Source organism: Methanohalophilus sp. WG1-DM, assembly GCF_004104135.1.
GTDB lineage: Archaea > Halobacteriota > Methanosarcinia > Methanosarcinales > Methanosarcinaceae > Methanohalophilus > Methanohalophilus euhalobius.
Map to the genome: position 1 here is coordinate 75,439 of NZ_RRBA01000001.1, position 20,949 is coordinate 96,387.

Annotated in this window: 16 protein-coding genes, 3 tRNA genes and 1 pseudogene; 8 read left to right on the forward strand and 12 right to left on the reverse strand. The window is 40.5% G+C overall.

The genetic code is table 11. From position 1 onward, the window contains the following. Positions 1-234 precede the first annotated feature (234 nt). The 3 genes from CI957_RS00360 to CI957_RS00370 all read left to right on the forward strand — a co-directional run bounded on the left by CI957_RS00360 (position 235) and on the right by CI957_RS00370 (position 525). A tRNA-Val gene (locus tag CI957_RS00360) sits at positions 235-308 on the forward strand. Positions 309-365: 57 nt separating this feature from the next. Beyond that, positions 366-442 (forward strand) — tRNA-Phe (locus tag CI957_RS00365). An 11-nt stretch (positions 443-453) separates the two neighbouring features. Then, positions 454-525, forward strand: a tRNA-Gly gene (locus CI957_RS00370). Positions 526-784: 259 nt separating this feature from the next. On the opposite strand, the gene CI957_RS00375 is transcribed toward CI957_RS00370, so the two are convergent. The 4 genes from CI957_RS00375 to CI957_RS00390 all read right to left on the reverse strand — a co-directional run bounded on the left by CI957_RS00375 (position 785) and on the right by CI957_RS00390 (position 7,298). Further along, positions 785-3,574 carry a DEAD/DEAH box helicase gene (locus tag CI957_RS00375; RefSeq protein ID WP_096711626.1) on the reverse strand — a complete coding sequence of 930 codons (2,790 nt, stop codon included), beginning with the start codon at positions 3,572-3,574 and terminating at the stop codon, positions 785-787. A gap of 90 nt (positions 3,575-3,664) precedes the next feature. Continuing rightward, the gene (locus CI957_RS00380) at positions 3,665-5,590 is read right to left on the reverse strand and encodes a hydantoinase/oxoprolinase family protein (protein WP_096711558.1); all 1,926 of its coding nucleotides are present in this window, start codon (positions 5,588-5,590) and stop codon (positions 3,665-3,667) included. Positions 5,591-5,717: 127 nt separating this feature from the next. Continuing rightward, positions 5,718-6,173 (reverse strand): DNA polymerase ligase N-terminal domain-containing protein, encoded by a 456-nt coding sequence (locus CI957_RS00385; protein WP_096711557.1) that lies wholly within the window; start codon positions 6,171-6,173, stop codon positions 5,718-5,720. Positions 6,174-6,296: 123 nt separating this feature from the next. Then, the gene (locus CI957_RS00390; RefSeq protein ID WP_394342256.1) at positions 6,297-7,298 is read right to left on the reverse strand and encodes an RNA-guided endonuclease TnpB family protein; all 1,002 of its coding nucleotides are present in this window, start codon (positions 7,296-7,298) and stop codon (positions 6,297-6,299) included. Positions 7,299-7,506: 208 nt separating this feature from the next. Here CI957_RS00390 and pap point away from each other — a divergent pair. Beyond that, positions 7,507-9,006, forward strand: a pseudogene (gene pap, locus CI957_RS00395) (polyphosphate:AMP phosphotransferase). Here pap and CI957_RS00400 read toward each other — a convergent pair. From CI957_RS00400 to CI957_RS00410, 3 genes are all read right to left on the reverse strand, one after another. Beyond that, a complete protein-coding gene (locus CI957_RS00400; protein ID WP_128753990.1) occupies positions 9,007-9,894 on the reverse strand; it encodes an exopolyphosphatase in 888 nt (295 codons plus the stop codon). After that, positions 9,891-11,963: a polyphosphate kinase 1 gene (gene ppk1 / locus CI957_RS00405; protein ID WP_128753991.1), complete on the reverse strand. Its 2,073-nt coding sequence runs from the start codon at positions 11,961-11,963 to the stop codon at positions 9,891-9,893. Before ppk1 ends, CI957_RS00400 begins: the two co-directional genes overlap by 4 nt. 109 nt (positions 11,964-12,072) lie before the next feature. Next, positions 12,073-13,677, reverse strand: coding sequence for a CHAD domain-containing protein (locus CI957_RS00410; RefSeq protein ID WP_128753992.1), 1,605 nt, complete (start codon positions 13,675-13,677; stop codon positions 12,073-12,075). A 142-nt stretch (positions 13,678-13,819) separates the two neighbouring features. Between CI957_RS00410 and CI957_RS00415 the strand changes: the two genes are divergently transcribed. After that, positions 13,820-14,194 (forward strand): hypothetical protein, encoded by a 375-nt coding sequence (locus CI957_RS00415; protein WP_128753993.1) that lies wholly within the window; start codon positions 13,820-13,822, stop codon positions 14,192-14,194. A gap of 15 nt (positions 14,195-14,209) precedes the next feature. On the opposite strand, the gene CI957_RS00420 is transcribed toward CI957_RS00415, so the two are convergent. Further along, positions 14,210-15,253: a phosphate uptake regulator PhoU gene (locus tag CI957_RS00420; RefSeq protein ID WP_128753994.1), complete on the reverse strand. Its 1,044-nt coding sequence runs from the start codon at positions 15,251-15,253 to the stop codon at positions 14,210-14,212. A 398-nt stretch (positions 15,254-15,651) separates the two neighbouring features. Between CI957_RS00420 and psmB the strand changes: the two genes are divergently transcribed. Next, entirely contained in the window at positions 15,652-16,284 is a 633-nt protein-coding gene (gene psmB, locus CI957_RS00425; protein ID WP_096711550.1) for an archaeal proteasome endopeptidase complex subunit beta, read from the forward strand. Between the two features lie 78 nt (positions 16,285-16,362). After that, positions 16,363-18,276 carry a beta-CASP ribonuclease aCPSF1 gene (locus CI957_RS00430; protein WP_096711549.1) on the forward strand — a complete coding sequence of 638 codons (1,914 nt, stop codon included), beginning with the start codon at positions 16,363-16,365 and terminating at the stop codon, positions 18,274-18,276. 4 nt (positions 18,277-18,280) lie between these two features. Here CI957_RS00430 and CI957_RS00435 read toward each other — a convergent pair whose 3' ends face one another. Beyond that, entirely contained in the window at positions 18,281-18,949 is a 669-nt protein-coding gene (locus CI957_RS00435) for an HAD family phosphatase (RefSeq protein WP_096711548.1), read from the reverse strand. A gap of 86 nt (positions 18,950-19,035) precedes the next feature. Between CI957_RS00435 and CI957_RS11010 the strand changes: the two genes are divergently transcribed. Beyond that, entirely contained in the window at positions 19,036-19,161 is a 126-nt protein-coding gene (locus CI957_RS11010) for a hypothetical protein (protein WP_258082578.1), read from the forward strand. Positions 19,162-19,330: 169 nt separating this feature from the next. Here the strand turns inward: CI957_RS11010 and CI957_RS00440 are convergent, their stop codons facing one another. The 3 genes from CI957_RS00440 to CI957_RS00455 all read right to left on the reverse strand — a co-directional run bounded on the left by CI957_RS00440 (position 19,331) and on the right by CI957_RS00455 (position 20,921). Further along, positions 19,331-19,693: a transcriptional regulator protein gene (locus tag CI957_RS00440; protein WP_241645728.1), complete on the reverse strand. Its 363-nt coding sequence runs from the start codon at positions 19,691-19,693 to the stop codon at positions 19,331-19,333. Positions 19,694-20,153: 460 nt separating this feature from the next. Then, on the reverse strand, positions 20,154-20,525 hold the full coding sequence (locus tag CI957_RS00445; RefSeq protein ID WP_105460556.1) for a YigZ family protein: 372 nt from the start codon (positions 20,523-20,525) through the stop codon (positions 20,154-20,156). A gap of 183 nt (positions 20,526-20,708) precedes the next feature. Then, entirely contained in the window at positions 20,709-20,921 is a 213-nt protein-coding gene (locus CI957_RS00455) for a hypothetical protein (RefSeq protein WP_181079267.1), read from the reverse strand. Positions 20,922-20,949: the final 28 nt, after the last annotated feature.

Here is a 20,949-nt window from a genome sequence, read left to right on the forward strand (position 1 = left end):
ATATTTATCTATTGTTCTTCTTCGTTTGTTATTTGTTCAAGTCAGACCGCGGTTCTTAATCATTATTCATTTTGCTTTGTCAGATTTTATGGCCTGGCGGCGCTGTCTTCTTTACATATACCTCTCTAGGGGGCAACAAAATATATATAGGTTTAATCTGTATAGGGAGAGTGCTTCAGGGTGGCCCTGAGGTACAGGGCGTCTGCGTTTTTGTAGATGTCTGATAAACAGAATGGGCCCGTGGTCTAGTAGGTTATGACATCGCCTTGACATGGCGGGGATCCTGAGTTCGACTCTCAGCGGGCCCACTTCCGAAATTGCGATATACTTAAATAAAAAAACCGCATGTATGTGGTGCTCCCAATGCCCAGGTAGCTCAGTTTGGGAGAGCGCTGCCCTGAAGAGGCAGTCGTCCCCGGTTCGAGTCCGGGTCTGGGCACCAATTCAGTATGAACATCAGTAGTGTAGTGGTTATCACCGGGCGTTGCCAACGCTCGAACCCGGGTTCGAATCCCGGCTGATGTATAACTATTTTTTTCTTTTATCCTTTGGCCTTATTTGATATATCGTCCTTCAAATTACCGGGTGTAATTTTTTCTACTATAATGTATTTTAGTATACTTTTTGAAGTTGTATACCAGGATTTTGCTATCAAGTCATTTATCCACGGATAAAAATATACTTCAGGGTGAATGACTATCTACTAAAAATATAAAGGTGAATGATATAAATTTTTATATGCATAAATAGCCAGATGATAAAATAATGTTCGAGATCCCCATTATCAGCCATTTACGCTCTTTCGTGCCTTCCCAAGCAACTCCTGAATCCGCTTTATATCATCTTTATCTTTTGGATGCAATCCAAGTGCCTGTTTGTACATCTGTATGGCCATACCGTAATTGCACATTCCATGAAAAGCCCGCCCCTTCATTTCCCAGATTACCGGTTTGTTCATGCCTTGCTGCACAAGGGTATCAAAACACCTGTTTGCCTGTGAATATTTGCCAAGCTGTATACAGGCCACTCCTTTGTTAAACAGGGCATTCTTGTTGGACGGTTCCATCTCCAGTGCTTTGCTGAACAATTCATAGGCTTTTTTGTGGTCTGTCCTGCATTCCTGGCCCTGTATTATCAGTTCTTCAACACTCGCTTTTTTCTTATTCCGCAATTTACTTCGGGCACGGTTTAATGCATCTGTGTTGCTTGTATTATTTGTAGAAAGTTTGCCCTGCGATTTTGAGACGGTTTTTCTTTCCTTCTTTGCAGGTGGTATGTATTTCTCCAATCCAAGTATTTCATGCATTATCATTATAGCTGCATGTTTATCCAGTGGCTCATTGTTATTGCCACATTTCGGGGACTGGATACATGAAGGACATCCCTCTTCACAGGGGCATCCCTTGATTGCTTTTAAGGTAACATCAAGCATTTCTTCAATTTTGTCAAAACCGTTCTCTGCAAAACCAACACCTCCTTCATGACCATCATAGATGAATATCCCGCTTCTTCCCTCCAGGTCTCCATGTGATGGCGTGGATACTCCTGCGACATCGTTGCGATCTGCAAGCAGATGTACCGGATACATTGCTATCATTGCATGTTCAATTGCATGCAGGCCACCGGCAAAATCCCGCTTCTGTTTACTCACCATCTCCTCATAGCCTGCAGGCAGGTCTATCCACAAACTTTCGGTTTCAAGGGATGAAGGGGGCATTTCTATTTCCTTCCTGCCCATCTCTTCATCCGATCCGTGCCGTATTCTCCGGAAACCTGTCACCTGTTCGACAACTTCGACCCTTCCCAAACCGACGGTAATATCGTCCAGTTTCCCGGGTTTTTTTTCTTCGTACTTTTCCCTCAGGAATATCTCGGAAGCAACCATTGGTTTGGTATAATAATCAGCTTTACCTTTCTCAACAAGGATTTCTTTCTTGCTGTGGTTCATCATTTGCACAACATAGGGATTTCCCATATGGATATAGATGGCTCCTTCAAATGCTTCCCTGAAAGCCATTGAGCGTTCCAGGTCTTTTTCAATAATCTTCCTCTTGCCACCTGTGGTATCTATAAGGCAATATCCGTTCCTACCGGCTCCCCTTATGTTCACCTGTCCATGGGGATGGTTATCAAGACAGATTGTACCCTTTTCATTTTCTGCAAGCAATTTTTCTTCCTTCAGGACTCCAATAACATCCCGTATTCCGCTACCGAAATACTTCTCGTCCTCCTGTTGCAGGGGTAATTCTTTTGCTGCACACAGTATATGTCCCGTTTGTATGTAGGTATTTTCAGGATTAATGACAGCATCTTCGCAGGATTTTGCAAAAAATTTCTCTGGATTGCGCATGTAATATTGGTCCAGGGCATTCTGGCCGGCCACAAGTACCACCATGCTTTCGTTCTCTCCTCTGCCGGCCCTTCCGGCCTGCTGTCGGGTGCTCATTATAGTGCCGGGAAATTCATCAAGGATACAACCATCGAGTCCTCCGATATCAATTCCGAGTTCTAAGGCATTTGTTGAAAGGACGCCTTTAAGAGTACCATTCTGCAATTGTTTTTCTATGAGAATCCTGTCTTCTGGACTATATCCACCGCGATAAGGGGCGATCCTTTCTTTCAACCCCCGGTTTTGCAGTTCCTTTTTTGATTGGAGGTACATTCTCTCCATTTTCTGGCGGGAACGGGTAAAAAGAATAGTTTGCAATCCTTCCTGTATTAATGTGGTAAACAACCGGTTTGAATCTGCAAAACTGCTTTTGCGCAGGAAGTAACCCTTTTTGTTATAGTATGCCGGCGGGTTCCAGAATACAAACTTCTGTGCTCCCCTGCCTGAACCATCCCTGTCAATGACCTCCATGTTTTTTCCAGTCAGGTTGCATGCATGTTTGCCGGGATTGCCAATGGTGGCGCTGCAGCATATGTATTGGGGATTGGATCCGTAGTGATCGCATATTCTCTGCAGCCGGCGCAAAAGATTTGCCATGTTGCTGCCGGTGACTCCGGTGTAATAATGGCTTTCATCGAGGATTATGTATTTCAGGTTGGATAATACTCTGTACCACTGCTGTTTCCAGCCCAGTACACTCATATGCAGCATTTCGGGATTGGTAAAAATAATATTTGCATCGGCTTTTGCCTGCCATCTCTCTTCTTTAGAGGACGGCCCTACAAAACGGCCAATGTCAATCCTTTCACCCAGTATATCTCTCAATTTCACAAAATTTGAATACTGATCATTGGCAAGGGCATTTAGAGGTGATATATAAAGGACAGTAGAGGCAGGATGGTCCATTATTTCTTCAAAAACAGGTATTGTATATGCCAGGGATTTTCCGCTGGCCGTACTGGTTGCCAGTACGATGTTTTTACCACTTCTGATCTTCTCAATGGCTTCTGTCTGATGGGAATATAGTCTTTTAATTCCTCTTTCATGCAGGGCAAACCTGAGCAATGGCTTGATATCAACATTATCATACTTTCCCTGTCTTTCTTTTATGGATTCACTGTGTACGATTTGCCCTTCGTAGCCCCTGGATGATGTTATTTTGGAAAGTATTTTTTCGATATCCATTGTTTTTTCCTCTTCCATGCCCCTGAATAAATGTGTATATCCTGACGGCAAACTTGTTGGGGTCGTATAGAGGATTGTTTATTCTTATGTTTATCCGATGTTTGGGGTACCTACACCCATCACTATCAGGCGTGTTTCCATTGGTGGGTGATGCCAGCCATCCGGGACCACAGTTTTCTTTTCAAACGTGATTTTCACCCTCTCAGAATCTATACGGCATTTGTTCATGTATCCTTTAACAATACTCTCTCCGGTTTTTCTTGCAAAATCCAGGGCATCCACATATTTCTTGAACTGCTTTCTTTGCCCGGGTGCAAATACAAGAAAATTCTCTTCGGGCCGTTGCAGGGAATGTGGCCGGATCATAATATCCACGCGTTTGATCCCTTTTCCCATAAGTGCTCCTACCGCATTACCAACTTCAAAATTTTCAGGTACCTTTATGTCTGCGATCAATATTTTTTGTATTTCATCCACGTAAGCCTTAACAGGTCCCCCAACCAGGGCTACAGGAATATCCAGATTCAAACGTGCCGGATATTTGCCGTTAAGTATGTCCGTGATCACTTTTTCATCAACATCCGGCAGCAGGAAGTGAATAAGTTCTTTTGACATATTTTTTGCAAACATTTCTTTGATATTTTTACAAAACTCTATCTTGTTCTTCCTGAGAAGTTTTGAAAGCATCTCTGCCCCTTTTTCAGAAGCTTCTGCATTCCACTCCGTATAATCTCCCAGTACATGCAGGGCATCTGTCGGAGTGAATCCTATTGCCTGGACAATTCTTTTCTGTATCAGGGAATCCAGTACATTGGCAGAAGGTATCCCATTTAGTTGATGAGAAATAGTCTGTATGGAAACCGGCTGTTCACCCAGTAAGTCCAGGATTTCTTTCTCTTGTGGATCAATATGCTGGTGGTCCGATTGATTCTTTATAAAAAAGCGGGTTGGCTGGAAATTTTCATTTTCCATTACACGGAAAGTAGGTGCCTGTTCGCTCAGGATTTCCATAAGTTGTGGGTGATGTGTAGCAGCCATACATAGAGGTATTACTCTTCTGGGTCCGATATTTATGCTCTTTTTAGTAACCCAGATGTGACTGTCTCCTCCCATAGCAGAAGTTTCCATGTCGATTGCTTTGACCCTTGTTTTCCAGCCACCAACTGTAGCCCCTTCTGCTTTTAACTCCGGTAGTCCTTTGTAGATAGCAGAAACATCGGTGCTTGTGCCTCCAACATCCATAACGGCACATGTATCCAGGTTTGCTAGGTATGAAGCACCCACAAGACTTGCTGCAGGTCCGGAAAAAATAGTTTCGATTGGCCGATGCAGAGCATCCTCTATATTGACCACAGATCCATCACAACGCAACATCAGCATTTTTTCCTTTATTCCGAGTTTTTCGATTTCATGGATGACTGACCGGATGAATTTTGTAGTAACAGGAATAAGCTGGGCATTGAGGAGGGCAGTGACAGCTCGTTCATAGGCTCCGAGTTCCTGGGAAAGTTCATGGCCGCATACAACCGGTTTGCCGGTAAGTTCGAGGATTTTATCCTTTACTTTAAGTTCATGTTCCGGATTACGGGTTCCAAAATAGGCAGAAACTGCGAATACCGAAACCCTGCCTTGAACTTCTTTGATATATTCTTCCACTTTTTTCATGTCCAGGGGTGTCGACTCTTCACCGTTTTGGTCGTGTCCTCCGGCTATGAATACATAATTCTCTGCAGCAAGTTCTCTTTCCAGGGGATGGTCACCGATCAGGATTAGGGAGGCGGATGCACCGGTTTTTTCCAGAAGGGTATTTGTGGAAAGTGTTGTGGATACGGACACCAGGTTTATGTTTTCCATATATTCCCGGTTCAACAATTCCAGGACGTTATGTATGCCCATAATGAGGTCCGGATAGGTAGTAAGGGATTTAGCCCAGTCTACGACTTTCCCATCCCGGTTACGGATAAAAACTGCATCTGTGTACGTTCCGCCAGCATCAATTCCCAGACTGTATTGCATTTTCCTTTCACTCCAAAACGAGATTTTCCGGTTGGTATAAATGCTTTTGTATTTAACTTCAGGGTTCAATGCGTTTTTATAGCCGGGATGGGTGTATTTTATGATTATTTGTATGGGATACCCGGATTCAGTTATCTGCTTTCTTCTTGAAAAATAACCAGCCCTTATCGTTCTTGCCGTACTTCGTCTTAATAAGAACATAGTCGCCAGTCAATTGTTTTCCTTTTAGTGTGACGATGATTTCCTTGTCTTCAATCTTTATTGCTTTGTAGTTTCCCCTGTCCCATATTTCAACTTTGCCGGCTCCGTATTGTCCTTCAGGTATTTCTCCCTCAAAATCGGCATATTCCATTGGGTGGTCTTCCGTCTGTATGGCAAGTCTCTTGATTCCGGCTTTTTTTGGAGGTTGTTTGGGAACTGCCCAGCTTTTCAGTACGCCATCAATCTCTAGCCTGAGATCATAATGCAGATTGCTGGCATCATGTTTCTGTATTACAAAAATAGGCTCATCGGATCTGGAAGTCTCTTTGGCTTCAGGTTCAGATGTCCTGTTAGAATCTCTTTTTTTCCTGTATTCTTCCAGCGTGAACTACCACCCTCTGAATAGGGTGGCTTCCTGCTTCATAGCCCTTCCCATTGAAAACAACTCCACAGGCTCTCCCCGTAGTTCCTACGGTGCTTCAAATACCTATCAAATTCTGTTTATTTAAAGCAAACTTCTTAATATTAATTGCAGCATTGACATCCATATTTTCGTGGATGGTTCAAATTGTCCAATTCTCAATATGCTTTTCCCATACCATTCTGCTTTATATTCCAATTTGGTTACAAAAGAACTCCATGATACATCACTAATGGATTGTGCAAGTTTATGATTTTTCAACATTCCAGATACGGTTAATGTTTCCAGTGCAATAGCTTGGTTTTCGCTAATTAATCTGGAAGTTAATTTATGCTGAAAATCATTTCTCTGATTTGCTATTTTCTCATGAAGTTTGGCTATCTGCTGTTTTGCTTTATCTCTATTTTTTGAACCTCTTTGTTTTCGTGAGAGACGCTTTTGTAATACCTTCAGTCTTTTCACTGAATTATTAAGATGCCTGGGGTTATCTATTTTTTCACCGTTAGACATGATGGCAAAATCTTTGATACCAACATCAATACCAACCGCACTATTTTCATCAAAATCCTGTTTATCAGGTAATTCTTTACCATCATCTACAAGAATGCTGATGAAATATTTACCAGACGATGTTTTTGATACTGTTGCGGTTTTCAAGTTACCATCAAAGTGCCTGTGCAACTTAGTTTTAATCCATCCAATTTTGGGAAGTTTGACTTTATTCGTCTCAAAATCCACTTTATAATATTGTGGAACAGAAAATGATTGTACTGGATTTTTCTTTGATTTAAATTTGGGAAAACCCGTTTTCTCACGGAAAAACCTGGTAAAAGCATTATCCAGATTAAGAGTAGCTCCACGTAAAGATTGTGAATTGACTTCTTTCAGCCATTCCATATCTTTATACAATGTTGGAATTGTTTTATTCAATGTAAATCTGGAAATTGCTTTTCCGTCTTGCTCATAGGATTTAATTTTTTGTTCTAAGGCCCAATTATAGATTACCCTCACACAACCAAAATGCTTGCTAAACATTTCTTCTTGCTGTTTTGTTGGATACATTCTATATTTGTAGGCTTTCAACATATATATCCACCTATGCACTTGACACTATTTATACTTTGTGCCAAAACCACAAAAAGACGCATTCATCTCCTGCCTTATGGAAGGAGTCTTCTGCTTATTTAGGTAATTCATCCACCGTTTGAAAACGGTGGTCTTCTTACTCTATCATGATAAATAAAAATATGAGTAAAGAGCTATAATAGGATATTGCAATTATATGGGGTTTTCAATGCTGGAAAAAGTTGATCTCTCAAAAAGAATAGACGATAAGGAGTACAAGGATTTAGTCGATAAACTTGAGATCAAAATGGGGGAATTACAGCGCAAAAGCTGGAAAATGCAGGTTCCCATAATTGTTGTCTTTGAAGGCTGGCATGCTTCGGGTATGAGTGATATAATAAATCGTTTCATTCTTCCCATGGACCCCAGGGGTTTCCGTTTCCATACAACTACCAGTCCCACAGATGAGGAAAAACTCCGACCTCTTTTGTGGCGTTTCTGGACCAAAGTTCCTGCCCGCGGCCAGGTAGCAATCTTCGATCGCAGCTGGTACAGGCGAGCGATTATAGAACATATTGAAAAAAATAATGGAAAAGGACTTGAAAGATGCCTGCAGGGAATCAGGAGTTTTGAGAGGCAACTTGCAGACGATGGTTACCTAATAATCAAGTTCTTCCTCCACATAAGCAAAGAGAAACAGCAACAACGGTTTAAAGAACTGGAAAAGAATAATGGGGATCTTTTTATTGTGGGGGAAGATGAAGTGGATTATGCAAGTGAATATGAAGCCTATCTTCACACCGTAGAAAAAATCCTGGAAAACACGGATTCTTTCAGGGCTCCCTGGACAATTGTAGAAGCAAATAACAGGAATTTTGCCACTGTCAAGATCATGACGGCTTTTATAAATGCAATGGAAGATAAACTCAAAGAGGTAGACCATAAATCCGTGACTGAAACTACTGTGGATCTCTTCCCTAAAGAGGATTTACCGGGAATACCATCCCTTAAAACTTCTATACTGGCACGCACCGATATGGGAAAAACTATTGATAAAAAAGAATACAAAGAGAAGAAAAAAGACTATCAGGAACGTTTGAGGCGTTTGCAATATGAATTGTTGAAGCGCCAGATTCCTGTAATTATTATTTATGAAGGCTGGGATGCATCAGGTAAAGGGGGTAATATCCGAAGGCTTGCCCGCCGGCTCAATCCCCGTCTCTATTCGGTTATTCCCATTGGCGCTCCCAATGATTATGAGATCTCGCGTCATTATCTCTGGAGATTCTTAAAAGAAATTCCGCCTGCCGGTAGAATTGCTATTTTTGATCGTAGCTGGTATGGCAGGGTCATGGTAGAACGGGTAGAACAGCTATGCACTGAAAACGAGTGGAAACGCGCTTATAGGGAGATTAATGAATTTGAAGCGATGCTTACTGACTGGAATGCTGTAGTTGTCAAATTCTGGTTGCATATAGATTAGGATACCCAGTTTGAAAGGTTCCAGAAAAGGAGTGAAACACCTCACAAACAATGGAAAATCACTCCAGAGGATTGGCGAAACCGTGAAAATTGGGATGCCTATCGTGAAGCTGTAGATGAGATGCTTGAAAAAACAAGCACTACTTATGCCCCATGGACAATTGTAGAAGCTAACGATAAAAAATATGCCCGTATAAAGGCCCTGAAAACCGTCACAGAAGCAATTGAAGAAAAACTTAAAAGTTAATCAGACAAAATTTTCTTTATGTTTTTTGTACATTACATGTACCATACCATCTACAAGCCCAATCTTTGGGACATAGATTTTATTGATATTTCCCCACTTCATAGCTGATAGGTAAACCTTTGATGCCGGTACGATTACATCAGCACGATCTGGTTTCATATTGAATTTTATTATGCGCTCTTCAACAGTAAACTTGCCCATGTAGTTTGCCGTTGTTTTGAGTTTTTTATATTTCAGAGGTTTGCCTTCCTTTTTTCCGGCATGTTTGAATAACTTGTTTATATTTCCTCCAGTACCGATTGCGCAAACATTTTCTTCCCCTTCAAGAGTGTCTTTGATCCATTTTTTCATTTTCTTCCAATTCCTCTTTGGCACCAACCCTTCTTTTATACGGATTGTCCCAATGTTAAAAGAGCGGGATCTTATCGCATGTTTTCCCTTGAAAAAAGTAATTTCAGTACTCCCGCCGCCTACATCTATATAAAGGTAGGATCCATTCCTGTCCAGCATTTTTTCTATATGATTGGAATAAATTACTTTTGCTTCCTTTTTTCCTTCAATGACCTGCAGATCGATATCACATTCTTTTTTGATCTGGTTTACTATTTTTTTGTGATTTTTAGCCTCGCGCATTGCTGAGGTTGCATAAGCCATGTATTCTATAGGCTGGTAGACATTTATGAGGTGCCTGAAAGCCTGCATTAATTCTACAAGTTTGTCGGCTTTTTCTTCGGATATCTTCTTGTTGATGAATGCATCATCTCCCAGCCTAAGGGGTATCCTTAGTAAGGATACCTTTTCAAAATAAGGCTTGCCGGTTTGGTCCTCCACTCGTGAAAACAGGAGTCTGATAGCATTGGACCCTACATCAATAGCAGCAAATTTCATTTATTAGCCTGCCCTGTCTTTCTGGCCAGATAATCATATATTTCGTCCTGGCATCTGACTTCTTTATCGTCAACACTTATCAGATAGGGATTGTCCTGTTTCTCATTGATTATCCTTGTTTTTTTCCTGTCATTGAACTGCATTTTCATGAAGTCCCGGATTTCTTTCTGTATATCCGGATCATATATGGGGGTGGCAACTTCTACTCTTTTGTCAAGATTACGTACCATCCAGTCAGCAGATGAAATGTAGTATTTAGTATCTCCCTCATTGCAAAATACAAAAATTCTTGAATGTTCAAGATATTTATCTACAATACTAATGGCATTGATATTTTCGCTCTGTCCTTCAACTCCGGGGACAAGGGAGCAGATACCTCTAATTATCAGATCTATCTTGACGCCTGCATTATTTGCTTCATAAAGTGCATCGATCATTTCCTTGTCCACAAGACTATTCATTTTTGCACAGATGAACGCTTCCTTTCCCATGGATGCATTTTCTGTTTCCTTTCGAATAAGGTTCAAATATTTCTTTCTAAGCTGGTGGGGAGCTACCAGCAAATGCTGGTAATCATAAACTTTGTAGTTATGTTCAAAAAACTTAAATAAGTTGTTAATTTCTTCATTGATTTGACTGTTAATGGTAAAAAGACAGTGGTCACTGTATAATTTCGCGGTTGATTCATTGAAATTACCCGTTGCCACGGCACTATAAAAAACAGATTCATTCCCTTCTTTGCGTTCTATCTGGCAAAGTTTGGCATGCACCTTCAATCCCGGTACACCGTCAATTAAGATAGCACCAGCATCTTCCAGCATTTGTGTCCAGTAAATATTGGCCTTTTCATCGAACCTGGCCTGTAATTCCATTACTACTGTTACGTTTTTGCCGTTTTTGATGGCGTTTGTCAGGGCATTGATAACTTTTGAGTTCTTTGCAACCCTATACAGGGTAATTTTTATCGAGGTGACCATCGGGTCAATAGCCGCTTCCCTGAGCAGGTCTATCATATAATCAAAAGAGTGGTATGGATAGTGAAGAAGAATATCTTTTCTTTTGATTGCTTTTAAGATACTTGTATGTGCCTCGATCGAGGGGTGTGTCAATGGAGGCGAATTCGGGTATCCAAGTTCTTTCATTCCCATGCGCGGGAAATCCATAAAATCTCTGGCGTTATGGTAGCGACTTCCGGGAATCAGGTTTTCAAAATTATTCATTTTGCTTTTTCTGAGGATAAAGTTAAGCAAGTGCTCGGGAATTTCCCTATCGTATACAAATCGTACAGGCAGTCCACGTTTTCTTTCTTCCAGACTCTTCATCACTTTTTCAAAGAAACTTTTTGTTACATCTTCTTCAAAATCGAGCTCAGCATCCCTTGTAAGTTTTATTGTATAAGCGTCGATCCTGTCATAGTTAAATATTGCAAAAACATCTTTCAGGCCAAACCTTATGATATCATCCAGAATTATAACATACTTCTTGTCATCTTTTGAAGGCAGGCTGATATATCGGGGTAAAATATCAGCAGGAACTTCTATTAGGGCATATTTATAATCAGCAGGATCCTCTTTCCTGTACATGTGAATTGCAAGATATATTACATGATTTTTTAGGTAGGGGAACTTTTTGTTTTCATTGAGCATTAAGGGAACAAGCAAAGAGTGAATCTTTTGTTTGAAATACTCTGAAATGTAGTCTTTATGGTAATCCTTGAGGTTTTTTTCATCAAGTATGTATATCTTATTCTTCTGGAGTTCCTTACTAATTTCCTTGAATACATCATCAAAATCATTTTGCAAAGTCAGAACTGTACTCTGTATTTTTTGCAACACTTCTCTGGGAGAGCCTCCAAACATCACTTTTTCTTTAATGTCGGCATCAATCATTCTTCTGATTGTTCCCACACGTACACTGAAAAATTCGTCAAGGTTTGATGAAAAGATGCCCAGGAACTTCAGCCTTTCCATCAGGGGTACACGGGTATCGGCAGCTTCTTGCAATACTCTTTCATTGAAGGACAGCCAGCTAATTTCCCGATTGATATATTTAAGTGATTCTCTTTTCATGGTATCCCATTGTATACAATTCTGGATGTATCTATTTGTGGCATTTTAGTGGTTGGAGAATATATATCAATTTTGTATGTATTCTATATATTACTACTAAAAATATTAATCAGATTTTCTTTGAATACATTCCTGCAATGGATTCTGCAAACATCTTACCAAATTCCGGTTCGGTAATACTTTCCCATTCAGCAGGGAATTTATCCCGCAGTTTTTTTATTTCTTCTTCTTTGTAATGGATGAATGCATCAATGTGGCCATCAACAGCATTGTTTTTCCCTTCTCCATCGGAGGTACTTTTGTCTCCCCAGTGTCCACTTTCCTTGAACCCGTTCAGAAGTTCGACAGCAACGGCTGCATCGTGCATGTCTCCCAAATTATCCTGAAGACTCTTCAGCCGCTTTATTGTCTGTTTGGCTTCGTCTCCCAGGACTTCCTGGAAGAATTCAAAGGTATAACGCAGGATTTTCACATCTATACGTAATCTGTGCAGTACTTCCAAAGGTGCTTCATGGGGGTCAGGACCTACTTTGTCTTCATAGGCAAGGACATTTGCATATTGGCCATAAACAAGTGTGGGAAATACTTCTCGTACACTGGTGGGGCGTGGTGTGCCTTTACTGTTTTCATTTTCCATTTTCCAGTACTTCTTTTTCCCCAGGGCATCCTCAAACTTTTTCTTGAACCTGTTGTACCTTTTGCCATCCAGGTATTCCAGCATATTCCCTCTTTCTTTGGCCCTTTCGATCTCGATGTTGTCTTTCAGGAAATCGAGTTCTCCTTTACGCTCTTCAGGTAACTCATCACAATAGTGGTCAATACGTTCAAGGAATACGTCCATGTCCCTTACATTACCGAGTGCTTTGCGGGTGCGTTTTATTCCTTTAAGATATACGCCAAGTTCTTTCATGTCAAGGTAGGGATTGAGAACTTCAAAACCGGCTTTGATACGCATGGCAGCCACGCGCATGTCATGTAGCTCTTCTATGTCCCTGCCGACTTTTGTTCCCATTTCATGCTTTTGCATTTTCTTGAAATGTTTCTGGAAGATCTTCCGGGCGGCTTCGGCCATTGTGTCATCGGTTTGGATTTCATTCTTATTTTTTGATTTTTTGGTATCTTCTGTTTCTTCATCGGGAGCGATTTCTATTGGCTTTTCTTTCAGCTCCTCTGTAACTTTTAGTTCTTCGTCATCCTGATTCATAATGTATTCTCCCCCAATCTTGCTTTGGTCTTCTTCCTCTTGATTACCTGTAAGTTCCATCATTATAAGTTGGGCCAGGGCAATAAAAAATGAATTATTTTTAGGGTTGTTTTTTAATTTATGTTGTTTGATCTCTAAAAGATGAGTAAGCATTTCTTTGAAGATCCTTGTTATAAGAAAGAGTGTAGTGGCTAGATACCCCATTGCAATATAGGATACGTTTGGATATATCCATTTTTCAGGATAGAGGGAAATAAACCCACCTATAATGATTGCGTATAGGATGGCACTTACCACGGTGTAACCGATTTCCTGTTTTATTAATAGATTCAATCCCAGCATTATGAGCGCGAGCCCCGTTGCAAATGCGCCCATGGTCACCAGTATTTCCCCTGCCGGAGAATAACGGTTCAATTCCATCAGCATAAGGGCCACAGCGCCCCCGATTCCCAGTGTTGCGCCTGCTATTACTGCAAAAAGACCAATTATTAATGATTTACCCGAGCCCATGATTACCTATGTATATTTGATTATTTTAAAAACTTCCCATCGTAAACAGAACTATTTTTAGATGAAGGTCTGGAATTCATGAACATTGTTACTTAATATGTGTACATCAAGTTAATAGAGATGTACATACAAGATTTTAATTATGGATTTCCTCGACTCATCCACCTTTGAGTATTCAGGAAAGGATTTGTTTGTTTTCCTTTCTGACATCAAATACATTATCCTATTCTACGTCTTCGGGGATTTCCTTACTACCATAGGTGCCCTGAATTTCGGGGTCGAGCAAAACGGATTTATAGCAGTCGTACTGGCGGAATTTGGCCTGGGGGCCTTTTTGCTTTTGAAAATCCTCTTTATTGGGGTGGTTTATTTGAACTACAAACTCATCAGGCAATCCGGCCTGTCCTGGAGTTCATTTCTGTGGAATACGTCCAAATTTGCTATTGCTTTTTTGGGTATTGTACTTGTAGTGAATAATTTGATGGTTATGCTGACCCAAACCAGTTTGATAGTCTAATCCTAAAAAAGTAAATTATGTGTTCAAGTCCTTTGTACTCATATTAATGGATATTTCTGCGATATCGCCACTGTATTCAGCAATCCTTTGCAGGCTTTCCACAATGAAGCCAAATTGGTGTGAGTTGGTGTTTGCCTGCCTGTTCTTGTATAATGCAGTACCTTCCAGGGAAATTTTCTTTGCATTCTTTATGACCATATTTGCTTCCATGGGATCGAGATTTGAAAGTAGGGCCATGGACTGCTTGAAGATAGTCTGGACATCTTCTGCCATTTTGAATACAGGGTCATCAGGTTCCACTTCATTTTCCATTTCAATCAGGTTCTTTGCAATCCTGACCACATGGTCTCCGATCCTTTCCATGCTTTTAGTAACAAGCCGATAGCCCAGGCACTCCCTGGGCCTTTCTATACCAATCTTTTCTGAAAGGTTGCGGTCTTCAATGGCTGCTTTCAACTGTCTTACAGTCAAAAGGTAAAACCTGTCTATCTCATTGTCCCTGAGGATTATATCCTGGGCGACTTCTTTGTCATTTTTCTCAATTGCTTCCATTATGTCGCTTAACATTGATGTTAATAGGCCGGACATATTTTGCATAGCCCTGTGGAGGGAAAGGTCCCTGTAATTGAGCAGGCTTTGCAGCACAAGTTCATGGTGGCTTTCCTCCACCACTTCAAGACCTACAAGCCTTTTGCGGGATGCATCTTTTATGAATTTACGATCGGCTGCACTGAATCCCTCTTTTGACTCCATTTTAATTATATCATAGCCAGCAAGATAATGAGAAATAAGTATCCTGAAAATGTCTTCCGGCTCGGCTACAGGAGGCTGATTATACATTTTTCCTTTTTTGGGGATCAGGCGATTAATTTCAATTTTGGTTTCGTATCTTTGATTTTTGTTGAGTGTATCAGAGGATATCAGGAGTGAACTTTTATTCTGGGGTGCAAGGATTACGCTATCTCCAGCTTCAAGACCGGCCCCTCTCACCCAGTTTATGGGGAGAGATACTATAAAGGTGGACCCTCCTGTGAGTTGTACTTTTCTTCTTTCAGACATAATATTTTCCTTTGATTTTCATAAAAATATTTTTCAATTAATAATAGTAAGTGTTTTTTGATATAATGGTTGATTTGCCTGAGTGTTGTTATTGTTGGTTAGAAATATCTCAATGTGTATTCATATGGTTAGTAAATTATATATTTTGTCAATATATAATATATATTGATATTTTGTATATGTATTTTAATTACATAACACTAATACCTGTGTTTCTGGGGGTCAGTAGCAGTTGAGCAATTACTATTGGTTCATCTGTGCGATAAACTAAATTATAAGTGCAATATCTCTTCAACAGAAACTCTTATATAGCTAAATTGCCAATCATTTACTGTATTACCCTATACCATAGGTGTGTTTTTACAAATTAATTTCTCGTTTTTTGCTGAGGTATACTGATGGATAATGACAAACATTTAAAAGGCACGACCACTGTAGGCATAGTTTGCAGTGATGGAGTTGTTCTTGCCACTGAAAAAAGGGCAACTATGGGCAACTTCATAGCCAGCAAGACCGCAAAGAAGATTTACCAGATCGATGACCTGGTCGGGATGACCACTGCTGGCTCGGTAGGTGATGCCCAGCAACTTGTGCGGATGATTAGTGTGGAATCCAAACTCTATAAAATGAGGAGACAGGAATCAATAACCATCAAAGGCCTCACAACTTTACTCTCCAACATCCTTGGTGGGCAACGCTATTTCCCTCTAATGGTCCAACTCCTGGTAGGTGGCGTAGATAAGAATGGACCTGCCATATTTTCACTCGATGCGATGGGTGGAAATATTGAGGAGACAAAAGCCGTTGCTACGGGCTCTGGTTCACCGATGGCTTATGGTGTTCTTGAAGACCGCTATCATGAAGGTATCAATGTCGAAGAGGGTATGGAACTTGCAATCCGTGCTCTTTACAATGCCATGAAAAGAGATTCAGCTTCTGGAAATGGTATCGATGTTGTCAAAATAACTGCGGATAGCTATAATAGGCTTGATACCGGAGAGGTGGACAAAATACTTGAAAATCTGAAATAAGCTACCTTATTCATCTTATTTTTTAAAATACTCTTTCCCACATTTTCTACTTTTTTATAATACAGGAAGGCATTTTTAATGGTCATAGAAGATATCCTAGAAGGATTAAAGAAAAAAATCGAGAAGAATCTTCCGGCTGGCACTACAATTTCAAATGTAGAATTTGAGGGTCCTCAGCTTGTGGTATATACAGAAGAACCCCGGAAATTTGCTGATAATGGAAACATCGTACGGACCCTGGCCAAAAATTTAAGGACCAGAATAGTTGTTCGTCCTGATCCAAAGGTACTTTTGGCACCAGAAGAATCTATCGACCTTATCGATCAAACAGTTCCCGAGGATTCAGGAGTCACAAATTATGATTTTGCTCCGGATGTCGGGGAAGTGATAATTGAGGCGGAAAAACCCGGCCTTGTAATAGGCAAGCATGGGGAAACCCTTCGTGAAATAACCAAGAAGATAGGCTGGACCCCGAAAGTTGTCAGGACTCCGCCGATAAAATCCCGTACTGTGAAAAATATACGGGAATTTATGAAAAAGAACCATTCCGATAGAAAGAATATCCTTAAAACAATTGGGAGGAAAATTCACAGGGAATGTACTTCCAAGGACCAATGGGTACGTCTTACGTCCCTTGGTGGCTGTCGTGAAGTGGGTAGAAGTTGTTTCCTGCTCTCCACTCCGGAATCCAAGATTATGATCGATTGCGGTGTCAATGTAGGTTCCGACGATGACATGACTCCTTATCTTTACATTCCTGAAGTACAGCCCCTAAATCAGATTGATGCGGTTGTTATTACCCATGCACACCTTGATCATCAGGGTCTTGTGCCTCTTCTCTATAAATATGGTTATGATGGGCCAATTTATTGTACCCACCCAACCAGGGATATGATGGTCCTGCTTGAACTGGACTTTATCGACGTGGCTGCCAAAGATGGAAAGCGGGTCCCATATGAATCTGCGGATGTACGTAATGCACTAAAGCACAGCATCGTACTGGAATACGAAGAAGTGACTGATATTGCACCTGACATCAAGCTTACGTTCCACAATGCAGGCCATATTATTGGATCTGCAATATCCCATTTCCATATAGGGGACGGTTTGCATAATGTGGTAATAACCGGGGACTTCAAGTATGGGCCGACACGCCTTTTCAATCCTGCAGTAAACAAGTTCCCCCGGGTTGAGACCGTTATTACGGAATCAACTTATGGTGCCTCTAATTCTATGCAGCCTGCATTAAAAGATGCCGAAAAGAACCTGCAAAAGATTATCAAGGAAACTATAGATCGACAGGGTGTTGTGCTTATTCCTGCATTTGCTGTGGGAAGAAGCCAGGAGGTTATGATTGTCATAGAGGAAGCTATCAGGAAAGGAATTATTGATGAGGTTCCGGTTTATCTCGATGGTATGATATGGGAAGCAACTGCCATCCATGCTACCTATCCGGAATATCTAAATAATGATCTGAGACGCCTGATTTTCCAGAAAGGACAGAATCCATTCCTCTCTGAATGTTTCAAACCTGTGGATTCTAATGAACTCAGGAGAAATATTATTGAAAATCCACATCCATGTGTGATCCTGTCCACTTCCGGTATGATGAGCGGTGGGCCGGTCATGGAATATTTCAAAGCCTTTGCACCGGGTGAAAGAAATACTTTAGTGTTTGTTGGTTATCAGGCCGATGGAACTTTGGGTCGCCGTATCCAGAAAGGCTGGAAGGAAATCCCCCTGTCTTCCGGAGGCAAGGGTTCAGAAACTGTGCGAGTGAACATGGATGTTGAGATTGTGGATGGTTTTTCCGGTCACTCGGACCGCAGGCAACTCATGGAATTTTTCAAGCGCATGAAACCACAACCAGAACATGTGTTCACAGAGCACGGCGATGAACGTTCGTGTATAGACCTTGCAAGTTCTGTCCATAAAAGAAAGAAAATTGATACAAGAGCTCTTACCAATCTGGAAACTATAAGACTGGTATAAAGCTTTAATCAAGGAGACTGCGGAGGTACTCTACAAGTTCCCTGTGGTCTCTTACAACAATATCTGCCTTGTGGAGATGATCAGCGCTGACATAGGTTGGAACTGCAATGCAAAACAATCCTGCATTCTTTGCGGCTTCAACTCCCAAGGGTGCATTTTCCAGGACAATACATTTATCTTTTTGTACTGCAAGCCTTTCCACAGCAGTCAAATAAGGCTCGGGGTCAGGTTTGCCTTTTTCTACATCTGTTCCTGCAATCATTGTATTGAATATTTTGGGATAGAATTTTCTCATCAGCGTTTCTACAATGGCACGGTCGGATCCTGAGACTACTGCAAGTTTGAACTTTGCTTGCAGGGATTTGAAAGTTTCATCCATTCCATCAAATACACATGCTTTCTGGTTCTTGAAAAAAAGTTCTTTTTTCCGTTCATGTATCTGCTCAATATCCTCTTCAGTAGGCACCATTCCTTGCTTTTCAAATATTTTTTCTATAATCCCTCTGTGATTTGATCCTTCGAGAATGTATATTTCTTCTTTTTCGATATCTATCCCTGCTTCTTTGAAGGACGTTTTCCAGGCATGTGCATGGAATGGCATCGAATCTACCAGCACTCCATCGACATCTGATATGATTGCCTCTAAGTTTTCAGGTATTGCAGTTTTATCCATGACGGTTGAGTACTATTTTAGCTTATTAAAAGGTTGTTCGAAAAGATTATAACGATACAGGTCCCATGTTATTATGGTGAATTCGCATGTCTAAGTTCAACAAAAGGGATACAGAGAGAAAGGGTGCGAAAAAAAATGAAAACCTTGAAGAAAAACTCATTCAGGAAAATCTGAATGACCTTAAATCGGAAGGTGATGATTTTTCGGAATAAAAGCTTTTTTGGTGTGAGGTTATCCCTTTTGCAGTCTGTTATCTGCATTTCAGGATGGCCTGTGAAAAGTAGTTGAACATTCTTGACATATATCAAGAAACATTATTGATTCAAAAAAAGCCCAACCGGCCACTTATGGGCCGGTTGCCTCTCTACTAAATATAAAAAATTAGTCTTTGGAAAGTGATCTCAGCCTCTTGACGAGGGTGATCCTTGCATCGTTTTCTTCTTTAACTTTCTCTTCAAAATGTCTGACGATCTTGTTGAGAGGAGCTGCAAGACTGTAAATCTTTGTAGGCCTTCCTTTGCCGTTTAGTTTTTTGCTGCTTTCCTCTATCCAGTTATTCTTTCTCATGGAACGCATTGCAACACTTACTTCAGGTTGTCGCAATCCTGTGTTCATTTCAATATCCTGAGATGAAGCTTCGTCAACATTTTTTAAGTAAGCAATAGTAGTTGCCAGGTTTCTTGAAACTCCAAGGCCTCTAAATGCTTCTATCATCTCTTCATCTGACTCGTTTATTCTTGTCATGTACATCTTTAATCCTTCCTTTCATATCATTTGTCGAAGAGTCATACCCTACGGTAATTGGAATATTTTATTCTTCGATACCACCACTTCTATATAAGTACTATATTACACATGGTTTATATATTTTACGTTAAATTGACATTCATATAAAAAATTTAATGAGAAACGCAATTTGAATATTTCATCTCTGCGTCTGATCCCAACAGGCGGATAGCCTTTGTCTACTCATCCTGCTATTCATATACGATGATAGCATCGTATGCATGTATACATAGCAGTAAAAAAATTGTATGGATATTATAACATAATCCTGGGTGCTGGATTATTTGCCAAATGTTGGTTGTAGATCTATTATAGAGGAATTTAGTAATTATTGTTCTTCAAATAAGAGTTTGTATTTCCTTTTTATGGGTGAATTTATTTTCTTTTAAAGTCGGGTTATCTAAGTGTCTGGAATTTTCTAATTAATCAGTTTTTCCAATTCACCAATTTTGTCTTCTGCAACAGCAACTACGATTTCCACTATATCAGAATAGTGTTCATCCAGGATTGTGGCACAATTTTCAAGCATATGTTTTACAAACTGAATATTCCCATAGTCCACTATGATTTTCATTTCCTTTGTGGGCCTCTGCTCAACAACCCCGGCATCGTCTATAGCCTCAATAGCGGTTTGTTTGTAAGCACGGGATAGTCCGCCAAAGCCAAGTTTGATTCCACCAAAATACCGGCTGATTATAACCACAACATTATCAAGCCCCTTCAGTTCAAGGACTTTGAAAACAGGTTTACCAAAATTTACTGAAGGTTCTCCGTCATCATCATATTTCATAATCAGGTTTCCGTCACCTGTGATAGGTATGCAAATACATTATGGTTGGCGTCGGGATATCTTTGTCTGATGTCTTTCACAAAACGCTGTGCTTTAGTTTCGTCTGCAACCTTATAGTGCTTACACGTACGGCTTTTGGAATATAAGGAAGAAAGTCAAGAAGTCCCAACATTTATACTTTTTTTAAAGCATATCCCTGAACTTAACCCATCTGCGAGTCATGATAACAGTTTTATCAGTGCCACGAATGACCTGTTCAGGGAAAACATCCTTCATGAAGTTCTTGAAGAATGGGTGGGTAGTTGAGCCCAAATAAATCACATCATGATTCTCTGCTTCTTCATCGATAACAGAGACTGCATCATCACCAACAATAAACTTGCTTTCTGTTTCCACTCCCGATAAATGAGTGAAAACTCCCTGA

Excerpts from the sequence above, each read along its gene's own strand:
- CI957_RS00390 (WP_394342256.1), bottom strand. The coding sequence starts at position 7,298 with ATGTTGAAAGCCTACAAATATAGAATGTATCCAACAAAACAGCAAGAA.
- psmB (WP_096711550.1), top strand. The coding sequence starts at position 15,652 with ATGGATAATGACAAACATTTAAAAGGCACGACCACTGTAGGCATAGTT.
- CI957_RS00375 (WP_096711626.1), bottom strand. The coding sequence starts at position 3,574 with ATGGATATCGAAAAAATACTTTCCAAAATAACATCATCCAGGGGCTAC.
- CI957_RS00415 (WP_128753993.1), top strand. The coding sequence starts at position 13,820 with ATGGATTTCCTCGACTCATCCACCTTTGAGTATTCAGGAAAGGATTTG.
- CI957_RS00430 (WP_096711549.1), top strand. The coding sequence starts at position 16,363 with ATGGTCATAGAAGATATCCTAGAAGGATTAAAGAAAAAAATCGAGAAG.
- CI957_RS00445 (WP_105460556.1), bottom strand. The coding sequence starts at position 20,525 with ATGAAATATGATGATGACGGAGAACCTTCAGTAAATTTTGGTAAACCT.
- CI957_RS00400 (WP_128753990.1), bottom strand. The coding sequence starts at position 9,894 with ATGAAATTTGCTGCTATTGATGTAGGGTCCAATGCTATCAGACTCCTG.
- CI957_RS00440 (WP_241645728.1), bottom strand. The coding sequence starts at position 19,693 with ATGACAAGAATAAACGAGTCAGATGAAGAGATGATAGAAGCATTTAGA.
- CI957_RS00410 (WP_128753992.1), bottom strand. The coding sequence starts at position 13,677 with ATGGGCTCGGGTAAATCATTAATAATTGGTCTTTTTGCAGTAATAGCA.
- CI957_RS11010 (WP_258082578.1), top strand. The coding sequence starts at position 19,036 with ATGTCTAAGTTCAACAAAAGGGATACAGAGAGAAAGGGTGCGAAAAAA.
- CI957_RS00380 (WP_096711558.1), bottom strand. The coding sequence starts at position 5,590 with ATGCAATACAGTCTGGGAATTGATGCTGGCGGAACGTACACAGATGCA.
- ppk1 (WP_128753991.1), bottom strand. The coding sequence starts at position 11,963 with ATGAAAAGAGAATCACTTAAATATATCAATCGGGAAATTAGCTGGCTG.
- CI957_RS00435 (WP_096711548.1), bottom strand. The coding sequence starts at position 18,949 with ATGGATAAAACTGCAATACCTGAAAACTTAGAGGCAATCATATCAGAT.
- CI957_RS00420 (WP_128753994.1), bottom strand. The coding sequence starts at position 15,253 with ATGTCTGAAAGAAGAAAAGTACAACTCACAGGAGGGTCCACCTTTATA.